Origin of the sequence: Halomonas sp. THAF5a, assembly GCF_009363755.1 — a bacterium.
Taxonomy (GTDB): Bacteria; Pseudomonadota; Gammaproteobacteria; order Pseudomonadales; family Halomonadaceae; genus Halomonas.
Genome location: NZ_CP045417.1, coordinates 2,208,364 through 2,224,953 on the forward strand (window position 1 = coordinate 2,208,364; position 16,590 = coordinate 2,224,953).

20 protein-coding genes and 1 pseudogene are annotated in these 16,590 nt (G+C 68.6%); 9 read left to right on the forward strand and 12 right to left on the reverse strand.

Going from position 1 to position 16,590, the window contains the following annotated elements; translation table 11 throughout:
* Window positions 1-3: 3 nt before the first annotated feature.
* The gene (locus tag FIU83_RS09895) at window positions 4-402 is read right to left on the reverse strand and encodes a hypothetical protein (RefSeq protein WP_172976069.1); all 399 of its coding nucleotides are present in this window, start codon (window positions 400-402) and stop codon (window positions 4-6) included.
* Window positions 362-655, reverse strand: a complete 294-nt coding sequence (locus tag FIU83_RS09900) for a succinate dehydrogenase assembly factor 2 (RefSeq protein ID WP_152483903.1) — start codon at window positions 653-655, stop codon at window positions 362-364. Before FIU83_RS09900 ends, FIU83_RS09895 begins: the two co-directional genes overlap by 41 nt.
* Before the next feature lie 137 nt (window positions 656-792).
* On the opposite strand from FIU83_RS09900, the gene FIU83_RS09905 reads away from it, so the two are divergent.
* From FIU83_RS09905 to lapB, 3 genes are read left to right on the forward strand one after another with little or no spacing between them, the layout of a single operon-like run.
* Window positions 793-1,155, forward strand: a complete 363-nt coding sequence (locus tag FIU83_RS09905) for an integration host factor subunit beta (RefSeq protein WP_275668753.1) — start codon at window positions 793-795, stop codon at window positions 1,153-1,155.
* A 52-nt stretch (window positions 1,156-1,207) separates the two neighbouring features.
* On the forward strand, window positions 1,208-1,513 hold the full coding sequence (locus FIU83_RS09910; RefSeq protein WP_152483904.1) for a lipopolysaccharide assembly protein LapA domain-containing protein: 306 nt from the start codon (window positions 1,208-1,210) through the stop codon (window positions 1,511-1,513).
* The gene (lapB, locus tag FIU83_RS09915; RefSeq protein ID WP_152483905.1) at window positions 1,514-2,692 is read left to right on the forward strand and encodes a lipopolysaccharide assembly protein LapB; all 1,179 of its coding nucleotides are present in this window, start codon (window positions 1,514-1,516) and stop codon (window positions 2,690-2,692) included.
* Between the two features lie 7 nt (window positions 2,693-2,699).
* On the opposite strand, the gene pyrF is transcribed toward lapB, so the two are convergent.
* On the reverse strand, window positions 2,700-3,401 hold the full coding sequence (pyrF, locus tag FIU83_RS09920; RefSeq protein WP_152483906.1) for an orotidine-5'-phosphate decarboxylase: 702 nt from the start codon (window positions 3,399-3,401) through the stop codon (window positions 2,700-2,702).
* A 215-nt stretch (window positions 3,402-3,616) separates the two neighbouring features.
* On the opposite strand from pyrF, the gene FIU83_RS09925 reads away from it, so the two are divergent.
* Window positions 3,617-3,907 carry a helix-hairpin-helix domain-containing protein gene (locus FIU83_RS09925; protein WP_152483907.1) on the forward strand — a complete coding sequence of 97 codons (291 nt, stop codon included), beginning with the start codon at window positions 3,617-3,619 and terminating at the stop codon, window positions 3,905-3,907.
* A gap of 150 nt (window positions 3,908-4,057) precedes the next feature.
* On the opposite strand, the gene FIU83_RS09930 is transcribed toward FIU83_RS09925, so the two are convergent.
* Window positions 4,058-4,819: an SDR family oxidoreductase gene (locus tag FIU83_RS09930; RefSeq protein WP_152483908.1), complete on the reverse strand. Its 762-nt coding sequence runs from the start codon at window positions 4,817-4,819 to the stop codon at window positions 4,058-4,060.
* A gap of 212 nt (window positions 4,820-5,031) precedes the next feature.
* On the opposite strand from FIU83_RS09930, the gene FIU83_RS09935 reads away from it, so the two are divergent.
* The 3 genes from FIU83_RS09935 to groL all read left to right on the forward strand — a co-directional run bounded on the left by FIU83_RS09935 (window position 5,032) and on the right by groL (window position 7,769).
* A complete protein-coding gene (locus tag FIU83_RS09935) occupies window positions 5,032-5,556 on the forward strand; it encodes an FxsA family protein (protein WP_152483909.1) in 525 nt (174 codons plus the stop codon).
* A gap of 210 nt (window positions 5,557-5,766) precedes the next feature.
* Entirely contained in the window at window positions 5,767-6,060 is a 294-nt protein-coding gene (locus tag FIU83_RS09940; RefSeq protein WP_035595572.1) for a co-chaperone GroES, read from the forward strand.
* 62 nt (window positions 6,061-6,122) lie between these two features.
* Window positions 6,123-7,769 carry a chaperonin GroEL gene (gene groL, locus FIU83_RS09945; protein WP_152483910.1) on the forward strand — a complete coding sequence of 549 codons (1,647 nt, stop codon included), beginning with the start codon at window positions 6,123-6,125 and terminating at the stop codon, window positions 7,767-7,769.
* A 199-nt stretch (window positions 7,770-7,968) separates the two neighbouring features.
* Here groL and FIU83_RS09950 read toward each other — a convergent pair whose 3' ends face one another.
* Window positions 7,969-9,147, reverse strand: coding sequence for an MFS transporter (locus FIU83_RS09950; protein WP_216645021.1), 1,179 nt, complete (start codon window positions 9,145-9,147; stop codon window positions 7,969-7,971).
* Window positions 9,148-9,246: 99 nt separating this feature from the next.
* Window positions 9,247-10,473, reverse strand: a complete 1,227-nt coding sequence (locus FIU83_RS09955; protein WP_152483912.1) for an MFS transporter — start codon at window positions 10,471-10,473, stop codon at window positions 9,247-9,249.
* Between the two features lie 127 nt (window positions 10,474-10,600).
* Between FIU83_RS09955 and FIU83_RS09960 the strand changes: the two genes are divergently transcribed.
* A complete protein-coding gene (locus FIU83_RS09960) occupies window positions 10,601-11,515 on the forward strand; it encodes a LysR family transcriptional regulator (RefSeq protein WP_152483913.1) in 915 nt (304 codons plus the stop codon).
* Window positions 11,516-11,689: 174 nt separating this feature from the next.
* Window positions 11,690-12,448 carry an RNA methyltransferase gene (locus FIU83_RS09965; protein WP_152483914.1) on the forward strand — a complete coding sequence of 253 codons (759 nt, stop codon included), beginning with the start codon at window positions 11,690-11,692 and terminating at the stop codon, window positions 12,446-12,448.
* A gap of 83 nt (window positions 12,449-12,531) precedes the next feature.
* Here FIU83_RS09965 and FIU83_RS09970 read toward each other — a convergent pair whose 3' ends face one another.
* The 6 genes and pseudogenes from FIU83_RS09970 to FIU83_RS09990 form a co-directional block, all read right to left on the reverse strand.
* Window positions 12,532-13,881 carry a Na+/H+ antiporter family protein gene (locus FIU83_RS09970; RefSeq protein WP_152483915.1) on the reverse strand — a complete coding sequence of 450 codons (1,350 nt, stop codon included), beginning with the start codon at window positions 13,879-13,881 and terminating at the stop codon, window positions 12,532-12,534.
* Window positions 13,882-14,167: 286 nt separating this feature from the next.
* Window positions 14,168-15,184: a DUF4105 domain-containing protein gene (locus FIU83_RS09975; protein ID WP_253939432.1), complete on the reverse strand. Its 1,017-nt coding sequence runs from the start codon at window positions 15,182-15,184 to the stop codon at window positions 14,168-14,170.
* Between the two features lie 108 nt (window positions 15,185-15,292).
* Window positions 15,293-15,484, reverse strand: a pseudogene (locus FIU83_RS09980) (hypothetical protein); the annotation flags it as partial.
* Window positions 15,481-15,642, reverse strand: coding sequence for a hypothetical protein (locus FIU83_RS17470; RefSeq protein ID WP_172976070.1), 162 nt, complete (start codon window positions 15,640-15,642; stop codon window positions 15,481-15,483). The gene FIU83_RS17470 and the pseudogene FIU83_RS09980, both read right to left, overlap by 4 nt.
* A complete protein-coding gene (locus FIU83_RS09985; protein WP_152483917.1) occupies window positions 15,643-15,999 on the reverse strand; it encodes a RidA family protein in 357 nt (118 codons plus the stop codon).
* 26 nt (window positions 16,000-16,025) lie between these two features.
* Complete coding sequence (locus FIU83_RS09990) at window positions 16,026-16,445, reverse strand: hypothetical protein (protein WP_367642277.1); 420 nt, start codon at window positions 16,443-16,445, stop codon at window positions 16,026-16,028.
* Window positions 16,446-16,590: the final 145 nt, after the last annotated feature.

A 16,590-nucleotide genomic window follows, 5' to 3' on the forward strand; every position in this document is an offset into this window, starting at 1 on the left:
TCGTCAGGGCAGGGGCAGGAGCTCCCGACGCAGCCGACGAAGGGCATCGCCATCACTGCTGTCCGGCCATAGCCATAGCCGGCGCCCGTCGATGCGCAGTCCGATCAGCCAGGGCCCGAGGTAGTCGCAGTGCAGGGCGACCGGACGCCAGGCCTCCTGCCCGGGATCGCGCCAGGCGAAGGCGATCTCCCCGCTCGCAAGCGGCGTGAGTCGCAGCTCGCCCGCCCGACGGGCGGGCACCAGGGAGGCCACGCCCCCGGCCAGCAGGAGCGCTGCCAGGACGCCGGCCCAGGGGGCGGCCACGGCGGCGATCAGCCCCGCGACCGCCACGGCCAGCGCGCCCTGGGCCGCCAGGGCAACCCTAGAGGTTGCGATAGTGATCGTTGTCGGTGGTCTCGGCATGCTCGACGATCAGCTGGACGATGCGGCGCCGCGTCGGATCCTCGGGCCACTCGCGGCGCATCAGCCAGGCGAAGAGATCCTGATCCTCCTCGGTGATCAGGTCGCGGTAGGCGGCCTGGTCATGCTCGTCCAGGTCCCCGTAGCGCTGCTCGAGGAAGGGAATCAGCAGCAGGTCCAGTTCCCACATGCCGCGACGCGAGTGCCAGTAGAGACGTTTGCGTAGGGCGGCTTCCGGAGACGAATCGTCGTTCAAGGTGGGCCTCATTGGGTCGGGTGGATGTGCAGGGCAGTATACCCGAGCCCCTCGCCCGGCGGCAGCCCGCCTCCCGGCGCGGCGTCCTGGGCTCGACAAAAGGTCGTAGTGCGTTGTTTTCTCGAGAGTTGCCCAGTATGCTTTGGAAAAACAACAACGCCGGGATCACGCCGACCCAGGCAGGACCGCACGGAGACGAGTCGATGACCAAGTCCGAACTGATCGAGCAGATCGCCATGCGACAGCCGGAGCTGTCGGTGAAGGAGGTCGAGGCCGCGGTGCGCCTGATCCTCGACGACATCACCGATACCCTGGCCGAGGGAGGACGCGTGGAGATCCGCGGCTTCGGCAGCTTCTCGCTGCACTACCGCGAGCCCCGGGTGGGCAGGAACCCCAAGACGGGAGAACCGGTCGCACTCGACGGCAAGTTCGTGCCACACTTCAAGCCCGGCAAGGAGCTGCGCGAACAGGTGGATGCCAGCCGCGCACTCGGCTACTGAACGGCGTCCGACGAGCGCCGTCCCTCCTTCAATCGACACGGGAACATTGCACATGCGTTGGCTTAAAGGCCTGATCCTGGCCATCATCCTGCTGGCGGTGCTGCTGATCGGCATCCTCTTCGCCGTCAACAATCAGCAGGCCCTGCCCCTGAACCTGATCTGGCTCGAACTGCCCGCCGCCTCGCTCTCCGTCTGGCTGCTGGCCTCGCTGGCCGTGGGCGTGCTGCTCGGCATGCTCGCCATGAGCGGCGTCTACCTGCGCCTGCGCACCCTGCTGACCCGCGCCCAGCGCCACAACCAGCAGCAGCGCAAGGAACTCGACCGCCTGCGCGTCCAGGAGATGAAGGAACTCTCCTAGATGCCCGATGTTCTCCTGCTGGCCCTGCTGGTGGTGGCGATCGCCACCGGCTGGTGGCTGGGCCGACGGGAGCGTCGGCATCGCGGCACCGGCCCCGCGCCGCCGGCCCTGGCGCGCGACTACTTCGTCGGCCTCAACTACCTGCTCAACGATCAGCAGGACCAGGCCATCGAGACCTTCATCGGCGCGCTGGAGGTCAACAGCGACACCGTCGAGACCCACCTCGCCCTGGGCAATCTCTTCCGCAACCGCAGCGAGGCCGACCGGGCCCTGAAGATCCACCAGAACCTGCTGGCCCGGCCGACGCTGACCGCCGACCAGAGCGAGCGCGTGCAGCTCGAGCTCTCCCGGGACTTCCTGGCCCTCGGCCTGCTCGACCGCGCCGAACGCCTGCTGGAGGGACTGGTCCGCGACGCCCAGGACGACGAGCTGCGCGCCTCGGCGCGGCGGCTGCTGATCGACCTGCTCGAGCGCGAACGGGAGTGGCAGGCGGCCCTGGACGTGGCGCTGCCCAAGATGGTGCGCCAGCACGACGATATCCGCCGCGCGGCGGCCCACTGGCTCTGCGAGCTGGCCGAGCAGGAGCGCCACTCGGCGAGCCCGGTGCTGGCCAGGCGCCACCTGCGCCAGGCCCTGGCCACCGACGCCCGCTGCGTGCGCGCCAACCTGCTGCTGGCCGCCATGGCGCACGACACGGGTCAGTACAAGCAGGCCATCAAGCTGCTGCGCCGCATTCCCGACCAGGACCCGGCCTACACGCCACTGATGCTCGAGCCCCTGGCCCACGCCTACCGCCTGCTGGATGATGAGGAGGGGCTGGTCCACGGCCTGCGCGAGCTCCTCGACCAGGCGCCCTCCACGGCCGTGATCGCCCTGCTGGCCGAGACGCTTCACCACCAGGGGCAGGAGCAGGAGGCGCTCGCGCTGATTCGCGAGCAGCTCGAGCGGCGACCGAGCCTGGACGCGATCCACCAGCTGCTGACGCTCTCACGGCGCCAGGCGCGAGCGGCGGACGATCACATCGAGCTGCTCGAACGGCACACCCTGGCGCTGGTGCGTGCCCGTCCCCGCCACCGCTGCCGCCGCTGCGGCTTCGCCACCGAGACACTGCACTGGCAGTGCCCCCGCTGTCGCAACTGGGGCACCATGCAGCCGATCGACGCGCCCGGCGAGGGCTAGGCCCGTCTCAACCGGCGGACAGCTCCGCCTCGATCGCCGCCAGCGCCGCCATGGGATCCTCCGCCTGGGTCACGGGCCGCCCCACCACCAGATGGGTGCTGCCGGCCGCCATGGCCTCGGACGGTGTCATCACGCGACGCTGGTCGCCGGCGGCGGCGAAGCTCGGCCGGATGCCGGGCGTCACCTTGGCGAAGCCCGCTCCGCACAGCGTGGTCAGGCGGCTCGCCTCCTGGGCCGAGCAGACCACGCCGTCCATGCCGCTGTCGCGCGCCAGCAGGGCCAGGCGCTCGACCTGGTCGGCGGGCGATGACGACACCCCCACCTCGGCCAGATCCTCGGCCGCCATGCTGGTCAGCACCGTCACCGCGATCAGCTGGGTCGCGAGACCGTGGCGATCCAGCCGCTCCCGGGCGGCCTCCATCATCCGTCGCCCCCCACCGGCATGCACGTTGACCATCCAGACCCCCTGCTCGGCCGCCGCCTGGACCGCCCCGGCCACGGTGTTGGGGATATCATGGAACTTGAGGTCGAGGAACACCTCGAACCCGCGTCCGTGCAGCGCCTCGAGGATGTCCGGGCCGCTGCGAGTGAACAGCTCCTTGCCCACCTTGAGCCGACAGCGCGAGGGATCCAGGCGGTCGGCCATGCATAGCGCGGCGTCCAGGGAGGCATAGTCGAGGGCGATGATCAGGGGAGAAGCGGTGGACACGGTCGGGCTCCTGGGTGGGGGTGGGAATCGCGCCCCAGTATATCAGCGATGGCCTACGCCGCAGGGGACAATGACGCCGGCAGCGCCTCCCTGATGGCTGACGCCACGCCGGCACGATCGCTGACGAGGCTTGAGCCCGGGGCGGGCTAGCTTGAAGGGGGCGGGACGATGCCTCAGGGCCGCGGACCGCTTCCTCGGACTCAAGGAGCGCCACCATGACTCACGCCTTCAAGACTCGCCTGTCGTGCCTGCTGCTGACCATGCTGCTCGGCCTCGCCCCGCTCGTCGCCAGTCAGGCCCTGGCCCAGGAGATGTCCCCGATCGACATCAACGCCGCCGATGCGGCAATGCTGGCCGAACTCCCCGGGATCGGCCCGACCAAGGCCGCCGCCATCGTCGAGGATCGCGAGGCCAACGGCCCCTACGAGAACGCCGAAGACCTGACGCGGGTCAGCGGCATCGGTGAGGTCACGGTGGAGGGCCTGGCCGATCAGGTCACGTTCTGATCGAGCCCAGCAAGGCGTGCCCCGCCGGGGCACGCCGCGACACCTCGCCGCCCCCCATACCCCGCCATGGCGATACGGCGACGCCGGCCCATCCACGACCGGCGTCGCCTCGCCCCTGCCCCGCAGGGGCAGCGGCGGGCAGGGTAAGCCCTAGAGTCGCAGCCCGCCGTCGCACTCGATCACCCGACCGGTAAAGTAGGCGTTGGTCATGATGAAGGCCACGCTCTCGGCGATCTCCTCGGGCTGGCCGAGACGCTGGAGCGGCACGCCCGCGGTCAGCTTCTCGAGCATGTCCTCGCGCATCGAGGCGGTCATCTCGGTCTCGATGAACCCCGGCGCCACGGCACCCACGCGAATGCCGTAACGGGCGAGCTCCCCCGCCCAGGTGGTGGTCAACGCCACCACGCCGGCCTTGGCCGCGGCGTAGTTGCTCTGCCCCATGTTGCCGGCCCGGGAGATGCTTGAGATATTGACGATCACCCCCTCGTGTCCCGCCTCGATCATCTGGGTGGCCGCCTCGCGGCCACACAGGAAAACGCCGGTCAGATTGACGTCGATCACCCGCTGCCACTGCTCGAGGGGCAAGCGCTTCTGCACCTCGCCGTCCTTCGCCTTGACCAGCAGGCCGTCCCTGACGATGCCGGCATTGTTCACGAGGCCATGGATCGGCCCCAGGGTCGCGCGAATATCGCCGAAGGCCTGCTGCACAGAGGCCTCGTCGGCGACGTCGACGATAAAGGCCCGCGACTCGATCCCCTCGCCGTGCAGCCGGGAGACCGCCTCGTCCAGGGCCTCGGGGTCGCGATCCAGCAGGGCCAGGCGAGCCCCCTGACGCCCCAGCCGGCGGGCCATGGCCAGGCCCAGCCCACGAGCGCCACCAGTGATGGCGATAACGGAATTGTCGAGTGTCATGTGCGCTTCTCCAGGGAACAGGGGGCTCGCGTGGCCGAAGGGGGCGACGGCATCGAGGACGCAGGCCAACCCGCCTGCCCTTGTGACCGCGCTATTCAGCCACTCTAGCGAAACCTGGAAGGATATTCCACGCTGCCCTCCCGGTCCCCGGCCATCTTGAATTATGCCGCCCTGCCCCCATCACCACCGCAACAGATCTTCGCGGAGCCTCCATGCCCTTTCTTCTCGTCTTTACCCTCTTCGCCCTGCTCGACTTCGTCATCCTCTTCTCGGTGGGCAGCCAGATCGGCCTGCTCACCACCCTGGGGCTGGTCCTGGCCACCGGCTTCATCGGCCTGCATCTGATCCGCCGCGAGGGCGTCGCCACCTTCGCTCGCGCCCAGCAGCGCATGCACCAGGGGGAGATCCCCTCGGGAGAGCTTCTGACCGGGGCGGCGCTGATCTTCGGCGGCGCCCTGCTGATGGCGCCGGGCTTTCTCTCCGATGCGCTGGGCTTCATGTGCCTGATCCCCAACGCCCGTCGCCTGCTGGCGAAATCGCTCACCTGGCTGGGCGTGCGCATGCAGGGGCTCAACGTTCGCGCCGGGACCTACCGGCCGCGCCAGGGCCGCGATGCCGACTGGCAGCAGGCGAGCCCCCGCGGGGAAGGCCCGGAGGGCGCTCGGGACGACACCGCCACCACCGGCGGCGACCGACCGCTAGAGGGCGAGTTCATCTCTCGCGACGAGCGGCGCTGATCGGAACAAAAAATTTTCACGGCAGCCCTTGAAAGCGACCGGCCGAGCCCCACCTATCCGACAGCATCGAGATTCGGTCCGCGGAGTTTCCTCGGGCCATCGACAAGGAAGGCGATAACCGCCTCCACCCCGTAGCCCGCCTGCGGGTTGATGATTAAAACCGCCGGACAGTGACTGCCGGCACAGCAAACCATCAGGAGAACGTGAGCAATGAACATCCGTCCCTTGCACGATCGCGTCGTCATCCGTCGCGTTGAAGAAGAGCAGAAGACTGCAGGCGGCATCGTGCTCCCGGGCAGCGCCCAGGAAAAGCCGACTCGTGGCGAAGTGCTCGCCGTCGGTAACGGCCGGATTCTGGACAGCGGCGATGTGCGTCCGCTCGACGTCAAGGTCGGCGACACCGTGATCTTCAAGGATGGCTTCGGCGTCGAGAAGCAGAAGATCGACGGCGAAGAAGTGCTGATCATGAGCGAGTCCGACATCCTGGCCGTCGTCGAAGGCTGAGCCGCGACCCGCTAGCAATCGCTCGATATTGACGTTCACGAACTCACAGGAAGCATACGAAAATGGCAGCGAAACAAGTCAAGTTCTCCAGTGATGCCCGCACTCGCATGGCGAAAGGCGTCGACACCCTGGCCAACGCCGTCAAGGCCACCCTGGGCCCGAAGGGCCGCAACGTGGTACTCGAGAAGTCCTTCGGCGCGCCGACCGTGACCAAGGACGGCGTCTCCGTGGCCAAGGAGATCGAGCTGAAGGACAAGTTCGAGAACATGGGCGCGCAGATGGTCAAGGAAGTCGCTTCCAAGACCTCCGACGTCGCCGGTGACGGCACCACCACCGCCACCGTACTGGCCCAGTCCATCGTGACCGAGGGCCTGAAGGGCGTGATCGCCGGCATGAACCCGATGGACCTGAAGCGCGGCATCGACCAGGCCGTCGCCGCCGCCGTCCAGGAAGTCAGCGAGCTGGCCGTGCCCTGCACCGACTCCAACGCCATCGCCCAGGTCGGCACCATCTCCGCCAACGGCGACAAGCGCATCGGCCAGATCATCGCCGAGGCGATGGAGAAGGTCGGCAAGGAAGGCGTCATCACCGTCGATGAAGGCCGTGGCTTCGAAGACGAGCTGGACGTCGTGGAAGGCATGCAGTTCGATCGCGGCTACCTGTCGCCGTACTTCGTGACCAACCAAGACACCATGGCCGTGGAACTGGAAGATCCGTTCATCCTGCTGGTGGACAAGAAGATCTCCAACATCCGCGAACTGCTGCCGACCCTCGAGGCCGTCGCCAAGGCCGGCAAGCCGCTGGTGATCATCGCCGAGGACATCGAAGGCGAGGCGCTGGCCACCCTGGTGGTCAACACCATGCGCGGCATCGTCAAGGTCGCGGCCGCCAAGGCGCCGGGCTTCGGTGACCGTCGCAAGGCCATGCTGCAGGACATCGCCATCCTCACCGGTGGCACCGTGATCTCCGAGGAAGTGGGTCTGGACCTCGAGCAGGCCACCCTGGACCACCTGGGCACCGCCAAGCGCGTGACCATGTCCAAGGAGAACACCACCATCATCGACGGCGCCGGCAACGATAACGACATTGAGGCCCGCGTCAGCCAGATCCGCGCCCAGATCGAGGAGACCTCCTCCGACTACGATCGCGAGAAGCTCCAGGAGCGCGTCGCCAAGCTGGCCGGCGGTGTCGCCGTCATCCGCGTCGGTGCCGCCACCGAAGTGGAGATGAAGGAGAAGAAGGCTCGCGTCGAGGACGCCCTGCACTCCACCCGCGCCGCCGTCGAGGAAGGCGTGGTGCCCGGGGGCGGCACCGCCCTGGTGCGCGTGCTGACCAAGATCGCCGGCCTGAAGGGCGAGAACGAGGACCAGACCCACGGCATCGCCATCGCCGTGCGCGCCATGGAAGCCCCGCTGCGCCAGATCGTCACCAACGCCGGTCAGGAGGCCTCCGTCATCCTGAACCGCGTCAAGGACGGTGAGGGCAACTTCGGCTACAACGCCCAGACCGGCGAGTTCGGCGACCTGTTCGAGATGGGCGTGCTGGACCCGGCCAAGGTCACCCGCTCCGCGCTGCAGTCCGCTGGCTCCGTCGCCGGCCTCATGATCACCACCGAGTGCATGATCGCCGACGATCCGGACGAGAAGGATGCCGGTGGCGCCGACATGGGCGGCATGGGCGGCATGGGTGGCATGGGCGGCATGATGTAATCCCCCCCCCCTGCCCCAGGCCTAGCCTGAGACAGACCCCGCCGGCGAATGCCGGCGGGGTTTTTTCGTGCTTGAGGCTCAAGGTGGCGCGGGATGATACCGCCATCGCAGTTCGCTGGTGCCTGAGCGGGCGGGCAACGCCTCCCGTGCCCGCGACTGACCGTGCGACATCCTCCATGTCGGTATTGGCCCGGCGCCTCTAGCCCCGCGCCCAGCGCCGGACCTGACCACGTTCGCGGCGCCAGGCCTGCAGGTAGATCACCACGAAGAGCCCCCCTACCACCGCCATCAGCCCAAATATCGGGCTGGCCTGTCCGGGCACGAACTCCAGCAGCGAGGTCAGAAACTGTCCGGAGAAGATGGCCATCGACAGATAGGCCAGGCGGCGGCCACGCTGTGCGGCAGGCGTTCGCTCCACCGTCATGTGATTGACCAGCGGGATCGAGAAGCCGAAGCCGCTGCCGGCGAAGAGTACCCCGAGGCTCATGAGCCAAAGGCTCTGTGCCCACCCGAATAGCGCCAGGCTCACCGTGTAGCCAGCGAAGGCCAGGACCAGGGTCAGGCCCTCGCCGATGCGCCCCGCCACCCGAGGCATCAGCATGGCCGCCACCACGGCCACCAGCGAGATGGCGGCCAGGAAGACGCCGATGCCGGCCTCGCCCATGCCCATGGCCTTCAGCTCCACGGGCAACAGCACGATAGAGGTGAAGAACAGCATCATCGCCGCCACGGCCGCCACATAGACCAGCCCCATGCCGGCCCCGGATGCTCGCCCCGCGGCCTCGCTGGCTTGTTCACCCGCGGGGGAGCGTTCCGGCACCCAGACACGCACCATCAAGGCCATCAACCAGGCCAAGAGATAGAGCGCGAAGGGCCAATACCACTCGATGGCGGCCAGACCGCCGCTGACGAGAAGAAACACGACGCCCCCCAGCTCGATGGCCATGCCCTGCTGGGCCAACATCCTCAGACGCTCCTGACCATGGTACCAATGCGAAATCAGGCTGGTGCCTGAGGTCATCACCACGGCGGTGGCGGCGCCCAGCAACACTCGGTCGGCAAAGACCGGCACCGGTCCCTCCTGCAGGATGCCACCCGCTCCCAGCACCCCATAGCTCGCAAGCCCCCATAGCAGCGCCGTATAGGGACCGACATGGTCGATAAGACGACCGGCCAGCGGGGCGAAGATCATCACGCCCAGTGCCGGCAGGGTCACCAGCCAGCTGGCGTGACCACTCACCCCGAGGGCGGAGGAAATGACCGTCAGGCCAGGGGCGACCGCGGTGCCCACCATGATGGTCAGGCAGGCCACGGCCAGCAGGGTAAATCGCCCTCGAGACGAGAGAGGCGACGGAGCGATATCGGATGTTGAAGCCACAGAAGATCCTCGTTTGCTGGGATGCCTGCCGGCATCCGTCGGCATGGGTATCCGGCATGGCACCGGACGCGTCATCGGGAAGGGAGGGGGCGTCGAGGGTCAGGCCGCTGCCGGGCTGACGGTTGATCCCGCCCGGCGCGCGGCGAGATGCAGCACCAGGGCGCCCAGCGATAGCAGCAGGGACAGGACCATCACGCCTTGCCAGCCGAAGGCCGCCATCAGCTGGACCCCGGACAGCGCCCCCAAGGCAGCCCCGAGGTAATAGAACAGCATGTACACGGCATTGAGGCGGCTCTGGGCGGCGGGCTCGATGGCAAAGACGCGCACCTGGTTCGGCACCTGGGCGGCGAACACCCCCAGATCGATCAGCACGATGCCGACCGCCAGCCCGACCAGCGAATACGCGAAGCCCCACAGCACCAGCATCCCGATCGACAGCACCAGCAAGGCCAGGGCGATCACCCGCCAGGCACCCAGCCGATTCACCCAGCGTCCGGAGAGCCTGGCGCCGACGATGCCGGCCATGCCGGCGAGGCCGAACATGCCCGCCTGCTGCAGATCCAGCCCCAGTGGCTCATGGGTGACATGCAGGGCAAGGCTGGCCCAGATGGCATTGAAGGCGGCAAACCACAGCGCTCCGGTCAGTGCCGACACCCGCAGCAGGGCGTGGCGACGCAGGAGCCCCAGCATGGAGGCGAGAAGCGCCGGGTAACGCATGCCGGCAGTCCGCGAGGTCTCCTTCGGCAACAGGCGCCAGAGCAGCAGCCCCCAGAAGAGAGCGACTGCGGCGGCCGCCCCGTAAACGGCACGCCAGCCCAGATGCTCGGCGATACCGCCGCTGATCACGCGCGACAGGAGAATGCCCAGTGTCAGGCCGCTCATCAGGGTGCCGATCACCCGCCCCCGCTGCTGCTGGGAGGACATCGAGGCCGCCAGGGGGATCAGCTGCTGGGTGATGTTGGCGCCCACCCCCATCAGGAGGGTACCCAGCACCATGACCATCCCGTGCCCGGCGAGGGCCTGCATGAGCAGCGACACCACCAGCAGGCAGGAGAGCATCGCGATCAGCCGGCGGCGCGGCATGACATCACCCAGCGGAGAGATCAGCAGGATGGCCGCGGCATAGCCGATCTGCGTGGCGAAGGGCACCAGCCCCAGCAGGGTATCACTCAGCGATAGCCCCTCTCGCACCGCCGGCAGCAGCGGCTGGTAATAATAGAGGTTGGCCACCGTGAAGGTCACGGCGGCGGTCATCATCAACAGCAGAAAGGGGGAAGGGGCATCGGTCCCGGCACGGGACGCGGCCGCCTGGCGAGTGGACGTCATCGTCGAGCTCCCATGAATGCGCCCGGAGGTCGGGCAATGCGGGGGACTCTAGCGGCCGCCACTTCATAACAGAAATGTTGATATAGTATCTTTCCTATACCAAATTCGTATCAATGGCGACTGCCCGATGGAACTCAAGACCCTCAAGACCTTCGTGGCCGTGGCAGAGCTGCGTAACTTCTCGGCCGCCGCACGCCGACTGCACACGGTCCAGCCAGCGATCAGTCGTCAGATCGCGGATCTGGAAGAGGAGCTCGGCACGCCACTATTCTGGCGCAGCACGCGGGAGGTGCGGGTCACCGCGGCCGGCGACGTGCTGCTGGAGGATGCGCGCCGCCTGCTGAGCCTCGAGGCCGAGGCCCGTGAGCGCGTCCTGCGAGCGGCCGTCGGTCAGAGCGGCCAGTTGCGCATCGGCTACATGAGCTCGGCCACCGCACGCTTCATGCCCGAGCTGATCCAGCGCTTCAGCCGTCACCATCCCGACGTGCACCTGGAGCTATTCGAGATGACCGCCCAGCAGCAGCTGGATGCCTTCGCCCGCCATGAGATCGACGTGGGGCTCTCGCGCCCGTTACCCGACCCGGCCCCTCACGGCCTGACCGGCCTGCCGCTGTATCATGATCCGCTGATGGCCATCCTCCCCCTCACGCACCCCCTGGCCGGGCGCAAACGCCTGGCCCTCGAAGAGCTGGCCCGGGAAGACTTCATCCTCTTCGAGCGCGGCCAGGCCAGCGGCCTGTTCGACGGGATCATCGGCGCCTGCGGGGAAGCCGGCTTCTCTCCGCGCGTGGTGCGTCAGCCCTCCCAGATGCAGACCCTGCTCAGCCAGGTCGCCGGCGGCCTGGGGCTGGCGATCGCACCGGCGTGTATTCGCCACCTGCAGAGCCGGGGCTGTGCCTTCATCGGGTTGCACCCTGCCCCACCCCCGATCGCGCTGGAACTTCACCACTCCCCGCATGCGCTGCGGCCGACGGTGGATGCCTTCCTCGCGCAAGTCGACCAGATGCGTGAGCAGATTCGAGCGCAGATGGAGCTCGAGTGACGGCCACTCGAGCCATCGGGCGCCCCCGTCAACGATCGCCTGGATGACCGCACGGCCGGCAACTCCCGGCGGGTGAGGCATCCGGCACTGTCCCGGAACACGGGCAGGCGTACACACCTGGCGTCCTGCTCGCTAGAATGTCCGGTCCATCTCTCAGGCCGCGTCGACCGTCTCATGCTTGCCAATATCCGAATCGTCCTCGTCCAGACCTACCACCCTGGCAATATCGGCGCCTCGGCGCGTGCCATGAAGACCATGGGGCTCACCGACCTGGTGCTGGTCAACCCGCGCGACTTCCCTCACCCCGAGGCCAGCCGTCTGGCCGCCGGCGCCGAGGACATCGTCGACGCAGCCCGAGTGGTCGGCACGCTGGCCGAGGCGGTGAGCGACTGCGTCCAGGTAATCGGCGCCAGCGCCCGACTGCGCAGCATGCCCCTGCCCCACTTCGACGAGCCGGACGAGATGGCCCGGGACGTCGTCGCCCAGGCCGCCGATGACCCGGTGGCGCTGGTCTTCGGCCGCGAGCGCTTCGGGCTGACCAATGACGAGATCCGCTGCTGCAGCCACCAGGTGAGCATCCCGGCCAACCCGGACTACGGCATCCTCAACCTCTCCCAGGCCGTGCAGGTGCTCGCCCACGAGGTGTTCACCGCCTGGCGCCGGCGCCCGGAGAGCGACTTTCGCCTGGCGCGGCCGGACAGGGATCGCCGCCCGTCTCGGGAGCAGCTGGGCCACTTCCATGAGCACCTCGCCAGGGTGATGCGTGAAAGCGGCTTTATCACCCAGCCCCATGCCCGCACCGAGGCGCAGCTCCAGGCGCTGTTCGCCCGCGCCGAGCCGTCGCGCAAGGAGCTCTCGCTGCTGCGCGGCCTGCTCGCCTCGCTGGAGCAGCACCTCCCCGCGCCCCCTGACGAGGGCAACGGCGAGGAGTGACGCCCCGGCGACAGGGGCAAGACACGACGACGGCGGCCCGCAGGCCGCCGTCGTCATCAATACCGATCAGGGTCGGCGGGCGATCACAGGGTCATCGCCGCCAGCCAGCCGAAGCCGATCAGCGGGATGTTGTAGTGCAGGAAGGTCGGCACCACGCTGTCCCAGATATGGTCGTGCTGGCGGTCGACGTTGAGACCCGAGGTCGGCCCGAGGGTCGAGTCCGAGGCCGGCGAGCCGGCATCACCCAGCGCCGCCGCGGTGCCCACCAGCGCCACCGTGGCCAGCGGCGAGAAGCCGAACTGGATCGCCAGGGGCACGAAGATCGCGGCAATGATCGGGATGGTCGAGAAGGAGGAGCCGATCCCCAGGGTGATGAACAGCCCCACCAGCAGCATCAGCAGCGCGGCCAGGCCGCGGTTGTCGCCGATCATCTCGGCGCTGGCGGTGACCAGGGTCTCCACCTCGCCGGTGGCGGTCATCACCGCGGCGAAGCCCGAGGCCGAGATCATGATGAAGCCGATCAGCGCCATCATGCGCATGCCGCTGGTGAAGAGGTCATCGGCCTCGCGCCACTTGAAGATGCCACCCAGCGACAGCAGCGCGAAGCCGACCAGGCCGCCCAGCACCATCGAGCCGGTATAGAGCTGGATGCCCAGGGCCGCGACGATGGCGACGATGGACATCGCCACGCCCAGCGCATGGGGCTCCTGGGCCTCGGGGTGGTGGTGCGGCACGTTGGTGGTGGCGACCTCCGCGGCCTCGTAGTCGCGCGGCTTGCGGTAGCTGACGAACAGGGCCACCAGCAGCCCCAGCGCCATGCCGCCCACCGGCACGCCCATCGCCACGGGCACCATGCCGCGGGTGATCTGAAGGCCCAGCGCCTCACCGGCCTGGTTGATGTTGGCCAGCAGGATGTCGTTGAGAAAGATCGCCCCGAAGCCCACCGGCAGCAGCATGTAGGGCGCCGTCAGGCCGAAGGTCAGCGCACAGGCCACCGCACGCCGGTCCAGGCGCAGCTGGTTCATCACCTTGAGCAGCGGCGGGATCAGGATCGGGATGAAGGCGATGTGCACCGGGATCAGGTTCTGCGAGGAGACCGCCACCAGCAGCACCGAGCCGAGCAGCAGGTACTTCACCGTGGCCTGGCGACTGGCCGAGGCCTCCTGGCCGAGCAGCGCGATCAGCCGGCGCGCCAGCAGGTCCGGCAGCCCCGAGCGCGAGATCGCCACCGCGAAGGCGCCCAGGGTGGCATAGGCCAGGGCCACCTTGGCGCCGCCGCCGACCCCGTCGTTGAACGCCGCGAGCGTCTCCGTGACGGAGAGCCCCCCGACCAGCCCGCCGGCCAGTGCCCCGACCACCAGGGCGAAGACCACCGAGACCCGCGCCAGTGATAGCCCCACCATCACAAGCACCGCAACAATTACCGCATTCATGAGAGATTCCCGAAAATGGAGTTGGATTCAGACGAGACGGCGCGGAATTCTACCAGATGGGGACCGGCCCTGCCGGCGCCGGGCACGGGATTGTCATGGCCCCGTCATCGCAGCCTCACGGCGCTGTCATGACCATGGGCGATAAGGGAAGGACCCGGCAAGGGAGACTGCCGACCTCGGTGACAGGGACGCCAGGGGCAGGAAGCCCCACAGGGAGTGCGGCATCGGGACGATGCCCAGGAGGGAGCGATACCGCCACGACGCCCGCGTCGTGGCGTTTTTTTCATCATCGGCGATCGAGGCCGGCCCACCCCGGCACGCCCCGGCGGATCCGCCGGGAAAAGTCGGCGGCGTCGTGGGCCTGCCTGGCGCGCTCGGTGATGTCGCCCAGTCGGCGCAGCTCACGGAGGCGGTACCCCTCGACCAGGCCGCCATGCTCATGGACGTATCCCGGCAGCAGTCCGCTGAGCAGCAGGCGATGATCCAGCGGCAGCCCCTCGATGATCCGGCGCATCATGGCGAACACCAGGGTCGTGCAGTTGGCGCTGACGGTGTGATAGAAGCGCGGCTCGTGGTCGAGCTCGCTGGCCGCGGCGACCAGCGAGAGCAGCAGCCGGCGCCGCGTCTCGGCCGACAGCGTGCTGTGGTAGAGGGTCACCCGCTCGCCGCGCACGTTGCTGCGCAGGCGCACCGCATCGCGCTCGTCGGCGGCGATGATCGCCAGCTCGTACTGCTTGAAGAAGCCACCGATCTCCGAGAAGCCCTCGTCGCGCGCCCGGCGCACCTCCACCGAGAAGGCCACGAACTCCTTCACCCGGCCATCGTCCCCGGCGAAGCCGAAGGAGATGAGCACGTGGGCGATGCCCGGTCGCCCCCAGCTCGAGACGATCAGGTCCACGCTGCTCAGTCGGTCGAGGTCATAGGTGCGTCGCTCCCAGCCGCCCCGGGCAGTCTCCCGGGTCTGCCAGTCGAAGTGGCGCACATGGTCCAGGACCAGCCGCTGCCCCAGGACGCGGCCGGTGGCGAGATGGGCGACGTCCTCGGCCCAGTCCCGATCCGCCTGCGGCACGAGCCGCCGCCACCAGGCCAGCAGCGCGGCCATCTGCACGACGCTGCCGACCAGCGCTGCGAGCGACGCCCCGTACCCGGCGAGGACAAGCCAGCCCGCCCCCGCCACCAGCCACAGCCCCACCCCGCCCAACCGCCAGGGGCGCGGCAGCGGCAGGCGATGGCCCAGGGCCAGCGCGCCCCACAGGGTGGCGAGCACGATCCCCAGCCCCAGCAGGCCCTCCAGCAGTGCCATGATCATCGTCGTCCTCGCCGGCATGATGGCGCGAGGCTACCACGAGCGCACTGTCGGTGGACAAGGCGCTCAGGCGGCGATGGCGAGCCCCGCCGACTGGCGCACGGCGAGCTCGTCGATCAGCCCCGAGACCTCCAGCAGGTTCTTCAGCCGCCGCTTGCTCTCCGAGGCCGGCTGGGGCTGCAGGAACTCGCCCGGGGCCGAGAAGACGCCGATGGCGCCCGGGTCGTGCCAGAAACAGCGTTCGTGCCAATAGAACCCGACGCCAGGCGCTCGGTCGACCGCGCGGTTCGCGCTCATGCCTCCCCCTCCCGTCGCTTCCCCCTCCCGATCGACACGACCGGGCCTTGCCACGACGCGACCATCGGCTTGCTCCGGGGGATGGCCTCGAGGGAGCTGCGCCCCGCGTCGATCGCCTGGCGGAGATCGCCCGCCTCGAGGTCGGTGATGCTGCGCACTCAGCCCTCCGGAAGCGCCGCCGTGACCATGATCTCGACCTTCCACTCCGGCTTGGCGAGCTTGGCCTCGACGGCGGCCCGCACCGGCGGGCGGCCCGGCACCACCCAGCTGTCCCAGGCGGCGTTCATCTGGTCGAACTCGGCCATGCTGGTCACCCAGATCTGGGCGGCGATCAGCTGCGCCTTGGAGGTCCCCGCGCGGGCCAACAGGTCGTCGATGCGCGCCAGCACCTGCTCGGTCTGGCCGCGCATGTCGGCGCTCGGGTCGCTCGGCACCTGACCGGCCAGATAGACGGTGCCGTTGTGCACGGTGATCTGGCTCATGCGGGCGTTGCTGTCGTGGTGGGTGACGGTCATGGCGAGCTCTCTCGTGGTGATGGCAGTCAGGCTGCGGTGAAGCCGCCGAGGAAGGCGGCCAGGTTGTCGCCCAGGTGCTCGGTGGGGTAGCCCCCCTCCTGCACCAGCACCGTGGGCAGGCCGAGGGCGGCGATGCGTTGCCCCACGGCGGTGAAATCCTCGGTCTCGAGCGCCAGGCCGGCCAACGGGTCGTCCTTGTGGGCATCGAGGCCCAGGGCGACCACCACGGACTCGGGGCGGAAGGCCTCGAGCCGTGCGATCAGGCGATCCAGGGCGGCCAGGAAGGCCGCGCCGTCGCTGCCCAGGGGCAGCGGCAGGTTGACGTTGGCGCCGGCCCCTCCGGCGAGTCCACCGCCCGGCCTCGCAGCAGGAAGGTCGGCGGCGCATGGCGCTGCTGGTCGGGATGATAGAAGAGCTTCATCGGTGGCACTCCTGTGTCCGACCATCGCCGGATCTCGGATCGATAGGGGGCATCGAGGACTTCAACATGCCGAGGCGAGGCGTGGAACGCAAGCCGGGGAACGAGAGGCCGCTCGTCCCACTCGGCACAGATGCTATGGTGTCGCCAGCTCCATCGCCTCATCCGCAGAG

Bases quoted from the DNA above. Each gene is read 5' to 3' on its own strand.
- FIU83_RS09910 (WP_152483904.1), top strand. From the start codon at position 1,208: ATGCGTTGGCTTAAAGGCCTGATCCTGGCCATCATCCTGCTGGCGGTG.
- FIU83_RS09965 (WP_152483914.1), top strand. From the start codon at position 11,690: ATGCTTGCCAATATCCGAATCGTCCTCGTCCAGACCTACCACCCTGGC.
- FIU83_RS09935 (WP_152483909.1), top strand. From the start codon at position 5,032: ATGCCCTTTCTTCTCGTCTTTACCCTCTTCGCCCTGCTCGACTTCGTC.
- FIU83_RS09905 (WP_275668753.1), top strand. From the start codon at position 793: ATGCTTTGGAAAAACAACAACGCCGGGATCACGCCGACCCAGGCAGGA.
- FIU83_RS09940 (WP_035595572.1), top strand. From the start codon at position 5,767: ATGAACATCCGTCCCTTGCACGATCGCGTCGTCATCCGTCGCGTTGAA.
- groL (WP_152483910.1), top strand. From the start codon at position 6,123: ATGGCAGCGAAACAAGTCAAGTTCTCCAGTGATGCCCGCACTCGCATG.
- FIU83_RS09970 (WP_152483915.1), bottom strand. From the start codon at position 13,881: ATGAATGCGGTAATTGTTGCGGTGCTTGTGATGGTGGGGCTATCACTG.
- FIU83_RS09975 (WP_253939432.1), bottom strand. From the start codon at position 15,184: ATGGCACTGCTGGAGGGCCTGCTGGGGCTGGGGATCGTGCTCGCCACC.
- FIU83_RS09985 (WP_152483917.1), bottom strand. From the start codon at position 15,999: ATGACCGTCACCCACCACGACAGCAACGCCCGCATGAGCCAGATCACC.
- FIU83_RS09925 (WP_152483907.1), top strand. From the start codon at position 3,617: ATGACTCACGCCTTCAAGACTCGCCTGTCGTGCCTGCTGCTGACCATG.
- lapB (WP_152483905.1), top strand. From the start codon at position 1,514: ATGCCCGATGTTCTCCTGCTGGCCCTGCTGGTGGTGGCGATCGCCACC.
- FIU83_RS09895 (WP_172976069.1), bottom strand. From the start codon at position 402: ATGCCGAGACCACCGACAACGATCACTATCGCAACCTCTAGGGTTGCC.
- FIU83_RS09955 (WP_152483912.1), bottom strand. From the start codon at position 10,473: ATGACGTCCACTCGCCAGGCGGCCGCGTCCCGTGCCGGGACCGATGCC.
- FIU83_RS09960 (WP_152483913.1), top strand. From the start codon at position 10,601: ATGGAACTCAAGACCCTCAAGACCTTCGTGGCCGTGGCAGAGCTGCGT.
- FIU83_RS09930 (WP_152483908.1), bottom strand. From the start codon at position 4,819: ATGACACTCGACAATTCCGTTATCGCCATCACTGGTGGCGCTCGTGGG.
- FIU83_RS09990 (WP_367642277.1), bottom strand. From the start codon at position 16,445: ATGGTCGGACACAGGAGTGCCACCGATGAAGCTCTTCTATCATCCCGA.